The 10,666-nt window shown below is 45.2% G+C and carries 9 protein-coding genes and 1 pseudogene; all 10 read left to right on the plus strand.

The annotated features are described in order from the left end of the window. Positions 1–48 precede the first annotated feature (48 nt). The gene (locus AB4Z17_RS28390; protein WP_441909689.1) at positions 49–1,050 is read left to right on the plus strand and encodes a ketopantoate reductase family protein; all 1,002 of its coding nucleotides are present in this window, start codon (positions 49–51) and stop codon (positions 1,048–1,050) included. A 6-nt stretch (positions 1,051–1,056) separates the two neighbouring features. Continuing rightward, positions 1,057–1,452, plus strand: a complete 396-nt coding sequence (locus AB4Z17_RS28395; RefSeq protein ID WP_339208710.1) for a DUF3397 domain-containing protein — start codon at positions 1,057–1,059, stop codon at positions 1,450–1,452. Positions 1,453–1,600: 148 nt separating this feature from the next. After that, entirely contained in the window at positions 1,601–3,241 is a 1,641-nt protein-coding gene (gene bshC / locus AB4Z17_RS28400; protein WP_441963547.1) for a bacillithiol biosynthesis cysteine-adding enzyme BshC, read from the plus strand. 20 nt (positions 3,242–3,261) lie between these two features. Continuing rightward, positions 3,262–4,527, plus strand: a complete 1,266-nt coding sequence (locus AB4Z17_RS28405) for an adenosylhomocysteinase (protein ID WP_441909685.1) — start codon at positions 3,262–3,264, stop codon at positions 4,525–4,527. Between the two features lie 175 nt (positions 4,528–4,702). Then, positions 4,703–5,710 (plus strand): DUF4349 domain-containing protein, encoded by a 1,008-nt coding sequence (locus AB4Z17_RS28410; RefSeq protein ID WP_441963548.1) that lies wholly within the window; start codon positions 4,703–4,705, stop codon positions 5,708–5,710. 145 nt (positions 5,711–5,855) lie between these two features. Next, positions 5,856–6,293: a division/cell wall cluster transcriptional repressor MraZ gene (gene mraZ / locus AB4Z17_RS28415; RefSeq protein WP_076268151.1), complete on the plus strand. Its 438-nt coding sequence runs from the start codon at positions 5,856–5,858 to the stop codon at positions 6,291–6,293. A 29-nt stretch (positions 6,294–6,322) separates the two neighbouring features. Continuing rightward, complete coding sequence (rsmH, locus tag AB4Z17_RS28420; protein WP_179089802.1) at positions 6,323–7,273, plus strand: 16S rRNA (cytosine(1402)-N(4))-methyltransferase RsmH; 951 nt, start codon at positions 6,323–6,325, stop codon at positions 7,271–7,273. Between the two features lie 23 nt (positions 7,274–7,296). After that, complete coding sequence (gene ftsL, locus AB4Z17_RS28425; protein ID WP_256710903.1) at positions 7,297–7,689, plus strand: cell division protein FtsL; 393 nt, start codon at positions 7,297–7,299, stop codon at positions 7,687–7,689. 98 nt (positions 7,690–7,787) lie between these two features. Then, positions 7,788–10,037 carry a penicillin-binding transpeptidase domain-containing protein gene (locus AB4Z17_RS28430; RefSeq protein WP_441963550.1) on the plus strand — a complete coding sequence of 750 codons (2,250 nt, stop codon included), beginning with the start codon at positions 7,788–7,790 and terminating at the stop codon, positions 10,035–10,037. 137 nt (positions 10,038–10,174) lie between these two features. Beyond that, positions 10,175–10,666: pseudogene (locus AB4Z17_RS28435) on the plus strand (stage V sporulation protein D); the annotation flags it as partial.

The raw sequence follows: 10,666 nt of genomic DNA on the forward strand, positions 1-10,666 counted from the left end.
GTTTGCTAATATTATTGATGAGCAGCAGTTGGTCGGAAGGAGTATAAGGTGCAGATAGATGTAGTAGGTGGGGGCTCGTTAGGACTGCTCTATGGAGCGAAGCTAGCAGAAGCAGGAGCGGATGTTACGATTTGGACGCGCAGTGAGGAACAGGCTGATGTGCTTGCTAATCAAGGCATTAGGCTTAAGGAGCTAGATGGAGCAAATGAGAAATCGATTCGTATCAAAAGTTTATGGAGCGGGTCTGTTTCAGAACATAGAGAACGTTATGACGTCACAAAACAGAATGCCGACTATCGCTGGGTGCTACTGAGCGTTAAACAATCGGATTTGGATGATGCTTTTCTAAATATGCTTGCTTCGCTTCTTGCCAGCTATGATGGAGAGCGTGTGGCAGTCGTATGTATGCAAAATGGAATTGGACATTTAGAGCGAATTAAAAGCAAACTTCCTACCTATCCGCTATTTGCAGCGGTGACGACAGAGGGAGCGAAACGATTCGATGTTCGTTCGGTTGAGCATACGGGGAAGGGGCAGCTTTGGCTTGGTGAATGGGGAGAAAATGAGCGCAATCAAGATGATTCTCTCGATAACTCGCAAAAAATGTTGATTTCTTTGCTGGAAACGGCAGGATTTACCTCTTTTCTGTCGAAAGACTTGGAGAATCGAATTTTTAATAAGCTGCTTATTAACGCAGTCATTAATCCATTGACGGCAATATTGGATGTGGAGAACGGACAGCTGCCGCTCCATCCTGTCGGCGTCAAGCTTATGCAAGCGCTGTATGAGGAAACCGAGTTGGTGTTAATACATGCTGGAATGAGCTTGCCGGAGAATGGGTGGGAGCTCATTATAAAGGTTTGCAGGCAAACCAGCAGCAATATTTCTTCCATGCTTAGTGACGTAAGAGCTGGCAGAGCGACAGAAATCGATGCCATTAATGGCGGGGTCGTACAGCTGGCTGAGAAGAATAGGCTGCAAGCGCCGTTAAACCAAGCAATAGTTACGATGATTAAAGCACTAAATCTTAAGTCGACTATGAAGGAGTGAAGGCCGATGGAAATGATTTGGGAAAGCATCAAACATGCATACGCTTATTTGGCTGTAATTCCAATCATACCCTTCACCATCATTTTGTTTGGATATGGAGCATATATTCAGGATCGAAAAAAAGCGTTCCGATTGGCAATGGATGTTACTACAGCCTTATTAATTGGCTGCGTTGCTGTATTGTTTGATGAGCTGTTTAACAGCAGATTCGGGATTTACGGCATATTGCTATTCATGCTGCTAGGCGGAGGATTGCTTGGAAACGCCCAATTTCGCAAGCGCGGCGCAGTGGATGCCAAAAAAATATTTCGGACGATATGGCGGCTAAGTTTTTTTACGATGAGCGTGCTGTACATCGTTTTTATGTGCATCGGCATCGGCAAAATGTTTCTGACTGCTTAACTCAAATAATAAATTGCTAAACGCCTCTCCCGAGCAGAGGTGTTTTTGTTTTGACGGACGGCTTCACCATTGTGTACAATTAAAATGTTCAGTTTTACAATATGAAGTCGTACTAGCGACTATTAAGCGGGAGGTTACGGGCTGCGCTATGAGAACAGATACTTATGCATTGCCTATTGCACAGCCTTTGACAGAGGCTTATATACATCAAAACGATGACCGCATTGAAGCTTTATATGGCTATCATGCGGGAGTTGATCAAGATTGGGTTAAACGCTTTAATCGTTTGGAGCAAAGCGGAGAGGTTAGAGCTGATGCAGCTCAAGTAGCTCGCGCGCTTCGTGCTTACAATGAAGCGATTAACGCTGATCCAGAAGTTTTTGCTTCCATTTCTGCGATGGCAGAGGGGGCTCCGGTCGTGGTTGGAGGTCAGCAAGCTGGTTTATGGACGGGTCCGCTGCTTGTCATACATAAAGCGGTATCCATCATAGGTGCGGCCAAAGCTGCAAGTGAGCAGCTGGGGCGGAAGGTTGTTCCTGTATTTTGGGTAGCCGGTGAAGATCATGACTGGGATGAAGCGAACCATGCCTACGTTATTACAACGGAGCAGGAGCTTCGCAAGTTGTCAGTTGCGCGTCCTGAAGGTGCGCGTACTGCTGTAAGCCGCACGATGATTGCAGCAGAAACATGGGAAGAGCTGCTTGTTGAGCTTGAACAATCGCTTCCGCATTCGGAGTTCAAACCTGTGATGCTAGAGGAACTGCGCCAAATGTCGAAACAAGCGAAATCATTATCTGTTTTTTTTGCTATGATATTGAGTCATTTATTCGGAAAACACGGCTTAGTATTAATGGATGGCGATCATGAGGATATTCGTCGTATAGAAGCGCCTATGTTCAGGAAGCTGATTGAGAAGAACGATGAATTAGAGCATGCTTATGCTGCTGCTGCAGATAAGGTGAGTGAGCTTGGTTACAGCCTTCAAGCGGATGTAACGGCTGGCAGCTCGAATCTTTTTCTCTTCAACTCGGATAACGGCGAAGAAAGAACGCTTCTTCACAAGAAGGATGGAAAATTCCAAGACCGTAAAGAGCAAGTTTCGCTAACGGAGGAACAGCTCCTTCGGATCGCTGACGAGCAGCCGCAGCAGCTTAGCAATAACGTTCTGACGCGGCCGCTTATGCAGGATTATTTATTCCCTGTTCTTGCGACTGTGCTTGGTCCTGGGGAAATTGCCTATTGGGCTTTAACTGGAGAAGCATTCCGCACGCTGAATATGGAAATGCCCATTATCGTGCCGCGTATGTCTTATACTTTAATTGAAGGAACAGTTGCCAAGCACATGGATAAGTATGAGCTTTCCTTTGAGGATGTTATGGAACATTTCGAAGAGAGCAAAGGGAAATGGCTGAAGGCACAAGATGGCTTGTCCATTGAACAGCAGTTTGCCGAAGCAAGAGATACGTTTGAGCAGCTATATAAACCGCTTCTTGAGCTTGCAACTTCCGTTCAACCGTCGCTCTCTAAGCTTGGGGATACGAATTTGCAAAAAATAGTAGAGCAAATCAACTACATGGGCTCAAAAACGGTAGATGCCTTCAACAAACAATTTGAAGCATCCACACGTCAGCTTGATCGTATCCATCTGTCGATTAACCCGCAGAACAAGCCGCAAGAGCGAGTACTTAATATGGCAGCCTATTGGAATCGTTACAGCCTGATTTGGCTCGATAAGCTGCTTGAAGCGCCATTTAGCCGTACTGGTGGACATGAAATCGTTTATTTATGAAATATGAGGAGGCAAATGGAATGAGTACAGCAAATAAAAGCATCGTAGCCGATCTATCATTGGCACCTGAAGGCCGTTTGAAAATTGATTGGGTAGCTGCGCATATGCCGGTATTGAATACGATTCGCGAGCAATTTGAAAAGGAACAGCCTTTTAAAGGACTGAAAGTTACAATTGCTCTTCATTTGGAAGCGAAAACCGCTTATTTGGCTAAGGTTGTTAAGGCTGGAGGTGCTGATGTTACTATAACAGGCAGCAACCCGCTATCAACACAAGATGATGTTTGTGCCGCTCTCGTTGAGGATGGCATTACTGTATTTGCCAAATATAATCCAAGTGCTGAAGAATTTAAAGCACTTAATATTAAAGCGCTGGAATGGAAGCCTGATCTTATCATTGATGATGGCGGCGATCTTGCAACGATTCTAAATTCGGAGCACCCAGAGTTTGGCGAAAACCTGCGCGGCGGTGCGGAAGAAACAACGACAGGCATTATTCGATTGAAAGCGATGGAGAAAGACGGTTCATTGAAATTCCCTATGGTCGCTGTTAACGATGCATATTGCAAGCATCTTTTTGATAACCGCTATGGTACTGGGCAATCCGTATGGGACGGTATTAATCGCACAACGAATTTGATGGTTGCGGGCAAGACCGTCGTTGTTGTCGGTTATGGCTGGTGCGGAAAAGGTGTAGCCATGCGTGCGAAAGGCCTTGGCGCAAATGTTGTTGTAACTGAGATCGATGCGATTAAAGCGGTCGAAGCTTATATGGACGGTTTCGCGGTAATGCCGATGATCGAAGCGGCTAAGGTTGGCGAGTTTTTCGTAACCGTTACCGGGAATCGCGATGTTATTCGCGGAGAGCACTACAAGGTGATGAAGGACGGGGCGATCATTTCCAACGCAGGCCACTTTGACGTCGAAGCGAACAAACCAGAACTTGCAGCATTATCTTCAAGCGTAAGGACCGTTCGCCGCAACATCGAAGAATATAAGCTGGAGGATGGACGCAGCATTTACTTGCTGGCAGAAGGCCGCCTTGTTAATTTGGCTGCTGGCGATGGGCATCCTGCAGAAATTATGGATATGACGTTTGCACTGCAAGCTGTTGCACTAAAATATGTAAATGAGCAGTACAAAACGATTGGAAACAAAGTAGTCAATGTTCCTTATGAGCTCGATGAGCAGGTAGCGAGACTGAAGCTGCAATCTCTAGGCTTTGGCATTGATCAGCTGACAGCGGAGCAATCGGCATATTTGGACAGCTGGAAAGAAACAGAATAGAGCATTGATGAAGCCGCGAGCAATCGCGGTTTTTTTTATGTGGAGATAAAAGATGCAATTGATTCGTTTACACCGATGTTTAGATCGGGCGGATGTAAGGGTTTTGATGGACAAAGTTGTAACCTTTTATTCCCAGATTGCGTCTAGAGGTAAATAAAAGCAAGGGGGTATTTTCTTGTATATACATAAAAAAGGGATATTTGCATTTATTTCAATTGTTTCTCTGGTTGTTCTGCTTGTTGGATGCGCTTCCTCAGATGGGGATACGAGCAGCTCTAAAAACTCGGCTTCTGAACAGATGTTATCAACAACAGCTTCTAGAAACGTAGAAACTGAGATGAGCTATACCTTGAATGACAATGCTGCTAAAGCGGAAGAGGCTCCAGCTGAGGGATCGGGCGAGAGCAAAGCATCTGGCGGGGGAATTGATGCTCAGCTGGCAATTGGCACGGATGGATTCAACCAGAAAATTATTTATACCGCTAATTTAAGTATGCAGGTGGACGATTTAGCTTCTGCAGCAACCTCGCTGCGCAATGCCATTCATCAAAGCGGCGGTTATCTTTTGCAATTTCAAGATACGAAGCACGAGGGGGAAATTGGATCAAGCTATACGATTAAAGTTCCAGCTGCAGGGTTTATGTCGTTCATTGATCGGATTGAGCAAATTAAACATAATGAATTTGAACGCAATATCGGCGGCAAGGACGTATCTGAGGAATATGTGGATCTTGAATCCAGGCTGAAAGCGAAGCAGCTTGTTGAAGCTAGACTGCTCACCATGATGGATAAAGCGACAAAGGCTGATGATCTGTTAAAGTTTTCACAGCAGCTCTCAAGTGTGCAGGAGGAAATTGAACGAATCAAAGGAAGAGTTCGCTATTTGGATAATAATGTAGCTTTCTCGACGGTGGAGCTGCGCCTGTACCAAACGAATCAAACACTAAAAAATAAAAGTATCGAAAAACCACATTTAGGTGGCAGGATGTCGGACGCGCTAGTTAACAGCACAAAAGTAGTTTGGGATGCCATCAATCTATTGTTAGTTATTTTAGCAGGTGCATTGCCTGTATTAGCTATATTGGCTGTTATTTCAATCCCAATCCTTTGGTTTTATCGAAGAAGGAAAGAGACGGCGCCGAAGCCATCCAAGCCTGAAGAAGAGCAGCCGCCAACGCTGTAATGATTAATAATCTTTAATAGTGTGAAATATTTTAGAAAATCCTGCTCACTGAGCAGGATTTTTATTTTAGGTGGCGAACTACTGTTACTAGGTGGGGAAAAGTGGGGCAAAGTGGTGGAAATAGGGGAAGGAGTGGTTCAAAGTCATGTTTATGGGTGAATATCAACATAGCATTGATGAGAAAGGCCGAATCATCATACCTTCGAAATTCCGCGAATCGCTTGGAGCCTCTTTTATTGCAACCCGTGGATTAGATAATTGCTTATTCGTATATCCCATGAGTGAGTGGACTGTTTTGGAGCAAAAGCTGAAAACATTGCCTCTTATGAAATCAGATGCGCGAGCATTTACCCGGTTTTTCTTTTCCGGAGCAACCGAATGTGAGCTGGATAAACAGGGAAGGGTAAATATACCTAGCCATCTTCGTGAATATGCGAAGCTGGACAAGGATTGCATGGTGCTCGGCGTTTCTAGTCGCGTGGAAATTTGGAGCAAGCAGACTTGGGACGGTTATTACGAACAATCCGAACAAACCTTTAACGAAATCGCCGAAAAGCTCGTTGATTTCGATTTCAACTTCTAGAATAGACAACAAGAATGGAGGGCTTAGGCGTGTTTCAGCATATTACAGTACTTTTAGAAGAAGCGGTTGACGGTTTGGCTATAAAGCCAGATGGCATCTACGTCGATTGTACGCTTGGGGGTGCAGGTCACAGCGAATTAATAGCCTCCCGGTTAGGCGAAGGAGGACGGTTGATCGCTTTCGATCAGGATGACTGGGCGCTGGAAAATGCTCGTGTTAGGCTTGCTCCTTATTTAGATAAGGTAACACTCGTAAGAAGCAACTTCCGCGATTTGGAGCAGGAGCTTAGAAATTGCAACGTTCCGATGCTGGATGGCGTTCCGCAGGTCGATGGCATATTGTTCGACCTTGGCGTATCCAGCCCGCAGCTAGACGAAGCCGAGCGCGGCTTCAGCTATAACCATGATGCCCCGCTCGACATGCGCATGGATCGCGAGGGTGATCTAACCGCTCATGAAATCGTCAATACTTGGGACGAGCGTGATATATCCCGCATTTTGGATCGTTACGGTGAAGAGAAGTTTGCTCGGTCCATCGCTAGAAATATTGTGAAGGCCCGAGAAAAGGCGCCTATTGAGAAGACTGGTGAATTAGCTGAATTGATAAAAATATCGATTCCTGCTGCAACTAGGCGCACAGGCGGGCATCCCGCAAAACGCTCCTTCCAAGCGCTTCGTATCGCAGTAAACGATGAGCTGGGAGCAGAAGAAGAAGCTTTGGAGCAAACGATTCGCTGTTTAGCCCCTGGCGGCAGAGCATCGGTGATCACTTTTCATTCGCTTGAAGATCGCATATGCAAGCAATTGTTTGCAAAGTTTGTGGAGAAATGTACATGCCCGCCCGATTTTCCGTTATGTGTATGCGGCAATGCTGGGAAAGTGAAATTAGTCAATCGTAAGCCGATCGTACCTTCAGAGAGAGAGCTAGAGCTCAACCCGCGTGCAAGGTCGGCCAAGCTTAGAGTTGCAGAAAAATTGTAAGAGGGGGATTTGAATTGGCGTATGTGAATGGCAATTTAGCGCTGCAGCCTAAGCGAAAGCAGGATCAGCAACCGGTTATCAAGGAAACGAAGCGGCTTGTTAAAACTCGTAAATCCTTACCGGTTCAGGAGAAATTGTTGTATATGTTTACTGTATTAATGTGCGTTGTAGTTGCTGGTGTCATTATTTTACGCTACGCGCAAATCTATGACATGAGCCTCGAAATTAAAAAGTTGAATAGCGAATACCAGACGATGAATGTAGAGATGGAAGACTTGAAGAAACAAGTAGAGATGCTCAGTGATTCAGAACGTATACGCAAGCTTGCAGAGACCCAAGGGATGGTTAGCTCTATTGAGAGTGGAATTACCGTAAATACTGGTGACGACGCGATAAAATCAGCAATGAGTGAATAGGGTGAGCGATGATGAAAAAAAGAATTAGATTGCGGACACTATTGTTTGGAGGGGTAATGACCCTCCTTTTTCTTGTTTTAATAAGCCGAATTTATATTGTGCAAGTAGTAGAAGGCGCCAAATGGTATGGGCTTGCAAAAGAAAGATGGTCAACAGAAGAAAAGATGCTGGCCAAGCGGGGCACGATCGCCGATCGTAACGGGAGTGTTCTGGCAATGGATACGATCGCTTATAATGTGACGTTAAATCCGAAGCTGATTAACGATCAGGAACTTGCAGAAGAAATTATAAATGGCTTGCATGACATCCTTGGCACTTCTAAGGAAGAGCTCCGGAAAAATGTAACTGCCAAAAAAGAAGACGGGAATTACTTTGTATATCGGGAGGTGCGTAGCGGAGGCTGGCAAATTGACAAAGCACATGCCGATAAAATTAAACAGTTCCGTGAAGATTTAGCCAAAGAAAAGGAGGTATATAGCGTCGGCATCGATTTGCAAGAAAATTTAAAACGGTATTATCCTAAAAATTCTCTAGCTGCACAGCTTGTCGGTTATTTGGATAAAGAGGGAGTCGCCATGACTGGCGTTGAAGCTTCATTCAATGAGCAGCTCTCGGGTGAGGATGGCTATATCAAGTATGAGAAGGACGGAAAACGCGTTCAGCTCACGGAGGGTGAAGTAGACTACAAGCCAGCCAAAGATGGTCAATATGTACAGCTGACGATCGATAACGAAATTCAGCATTATGTGGAGGAAGCGCTTCAGGAAATTATGAAAACCTATTCTCCTAAGAGCGCTACAGCGATTGCGGCTGATCCAAATACGATGGAAATATTGGCGATGGCAAACATGCCGCAATATAATCCGAATGAATATTGGAAAAACAACTCGAACTCTTACAATCATGCGATTAAGTCTTTATATGAGCCCGGCTCAACCTTCAAAATTGTAACGCTGGCTTCAGCGGTTGAAGAAGGTTTGTTTAATCCAGATGAATTATACAAATCAGGTCAAATCAAACTGAAAGGTGTACCTAATCCAATCCGTGATATTAAGCGAGAGGGATGGGGAACCATATCATTTTTGGATGGCTTGAAATATTCAAGTAACGTTGCCTTCGTCAAGCTTGGTTATGAGAGACTAGGGGAACAGAAGCTGAGAGAATATTACACAAATTTTGGATTTGGGCAAAAAACAGGCATTAAGCTTGGGAATGAGCTAAGCGGTACGATTAACTTTAAATACCCGAGTGAGATTGCGAATGCTACCTTTGGACAAGGGGTAGTTACGGTTACGCCTATACAACAGGTTGCAGCAGTCGCGGCAGTAGCTAACGGCGGAAAGCTGCTTCAACCACAAATCGTAAAAAGCATGACAGATCCGTCGACCAAAACGACGACGACTTTCGAACCGAAGATGGTTCGCCAAGTGATCTCAGAGGAAACCTCTAAAAAAGTCGGTGAGTATTTGGAGCAGGTTGTATCGGATCAGGATAAAGGCTCCGGTAAAAACGCTTATATCGAGGGTTACCGTGTAGCAGGTAAAACAGGAACCGCTCAAAAGGTTACTACGGTAAATGGTAAAAGCGGCTATTCCGACTCCAAATATGTTGTATCGTTTATTGGCTATGCGCCGGTTGATAATCCGAAAATCGTCGTTTATGTTGTCGTAGATGAGCCGAATACTACTTTTGCTTCAGGAGGAAAGATCGCTGCTCCAGCTTTTAAACAAATCGTTCTCAAAAGCTTGCGTAAAATGGGAGTAGCTCCTAACTATCCGGCTGGTTCTGCAAACTCGAAGAAGGAAGCGACAATAACGGTTCCAGATTTAACAGAGTTTAAAGTTCAACAAGCGAAAGCGGAATTAAAAGCAAAAGCCATGACATTTGATTTAATCGGAAACGGTAAAACCGTGCTGCAGCAAATACCTGCTCCAGGTTCAGCCGTACACCCGACACAGCGAATATATTTAATAACGGAGCAGCGTGAAAAGCTGGCTATTCCTGATTTGACAGGGGTCTCGCTGCGGGATGCTCTTGAATTAACCTCTCTTATCGGCATTCGGCTCATTCCGGAGGGGCAAGGGTTTGTTGTGTCTCAGAAGGAAGAGACTTTGAATAAAGTAAGAGTGCTCAAAGTTGTACTTGCTCCTCCGACAGGCAAAGAAGGCCAATCCGGCAATGCGGAAACAAACCCTGATGCGGCAGAAGGCGGCGTTAAGGGTAGTGAGGCTGGAAAAGAAGATGAAGCTGGCACCAACGGTGGAACCTCCGAGGGTCAGACAACTTCAAATGGGGATCAGGCTGCTAATTCCAATACAAGCAGTAATGGTAACGCTGCTCCTGAGTGATCCATAAATCGAATTATTAAGGGATCTAATATGATGTTGCTTAAAGCTTGTTCTATCATCCGCTTGTCCCGAATAATCTGGGAATGAGCGCAATTGAGCGCTCCTTTCGAAACGGTCAAGCGGAGGGGGAACAAGCGATGAAGGTATCTAATGTAACGGTTAGACGACGTTTATTTATCGTGCTCATACTTGCTGGGGTGTCATTCCTAGCATTATGTGTGAGACTTAGCTTTGTACAACTATGGCAAGGTGAGCAGCTGGCGGATAAAGCAGAGGATTCATGGAGACGCAACATCCCCTATGTAGCCAAACGAGGCGAAATCGTTGATCGCAACGGTATTCAGCTCGCCTACAATGTAAGCTCACCTACCGTGTATGCGATTCCTGTCCAGATCAAGGATCAACAGGCAGCAGCAGCAGCGCTTGCCCCTTTGCTCGACATGTCGCAAGAAACGCTCTATAAAAAAATTAAAACACGAGCGTTGATCGTTAAGCTTGGCCCAGGCGGGAGAAAAATTACGATTGATAAAGCTGAACAAATACGTGAGCTAGGTCTTGATGGCATCGTTGTAGCTGAAGACAACAAACGGTTTTATCCCTTCGGCAGTTTAGCGGCGCATGTGCTAGGT

Origin of the sequence: Paenibacillus sp. TAF43_2 (genome assembly GCF_052113545.1) — a bacterium.
In the GTDB taxonomy this organism is placed as follows: Bacteria; Bacillota; Bacilli; order Paenibacillales; family Paenibacillaceae; genus Pristimantibacillus.